The organism is Pseudoxanthomonas kalamensis DSM 18571 (assembly GCF_010211745.1).
In the GTDB taxonomy this organism is placed as follows: Bacteria; Pseudomonadota; Gammaproteobacteria; order Xanthomonadales; family Xanthomonadaceae; genus Pseudoxanthomonas_A; species Pseudoxanthomonas_A kalamensis.
This window is the reverse complement of the sequence record NZ_PDWQ01000070.1, coordinates 1-627: the sequence shown is the minus strand read 5'-3', so window position 1 is coordinate 627 and position 627 is coordinate 1. Positions and strand designations below refer to the sequence as shown.

The 627-nt window shown below is 57.9% G+C and carries 2 protein-coding genes; both read left to right on the top strand.

Translation table 11 applies throughout. The annotated features are described in order from the left end of the window. Nucleotides 1-396, top strand: a 396-nt coding sequence (locus CSC70_RS14035) for a phage tail tape measure protein (protein ID WP_162457210.1), incomplete at its 5' end; no start/stop codon positions are given. Further along, nucleotides 393-627: phage tail protein (locus CSC70_RS14030; protein ID WP_162457209.1), on the top strand; the 235-nt coding region annotated here is incomplete at its 3' end. The genes CSC70_RS14035 and CSC70_RS14030, both read left to right, overlap by 4 nt.

Sequence of the window (627 nt, the reverse complement as noted above, 5' to 3'; positions counted from 1 at the left end):
CCCTTCTCTTCGGCGGTAGCGTCTGATGGGTATAAGGGACTGGGATTTACGGGAACCGGCGGCAAATATGAGCCAGCGGGGATTGTTCACCGTGGTGAGTTTGTCTTCACGAAGGAGGCAACCAGCCGGATTGGCGTGGGGAATCTTTACCGGCTGATGCGCGGCTATGCCACCGGCGGTTATGTCGGTACACCGGGCAGCATGGCAGACAGCCGGTCGCAGGCGTCCGGGACGTTTGAGCAGAATAACCATGTGGTGATTAACAACGACGGCACGAACGGGCAGATAGGTCCGGCTGCTCTGAAGGCGGTGTATGACATGGCCCGCAAGGGTGCCCGTGATGAAATTCAGACACAGATGCGTGATGGTGGCCTGTTCTCCGGAGGTGGACGATGAAGACCTTCCGCTGGAAAGTGAAACCCGGTATGGATGTGGCTTCGGTCCCTTCTGTAAGAAAGGTGCGCTTTGGTGATGGCTATTCTCAGCGAGCGCCTGCCGGGCTGAATGCCAACCTGAAAACGTACAGCGTGACGCTTTCTGTCCCCCGTGAGGAGGCCACGGTACTGGAGTCGTTTCTGGAAGAGCACGGGGGCTGGAAATCCTTTCTGTGGACGCCGGCTTATGAGT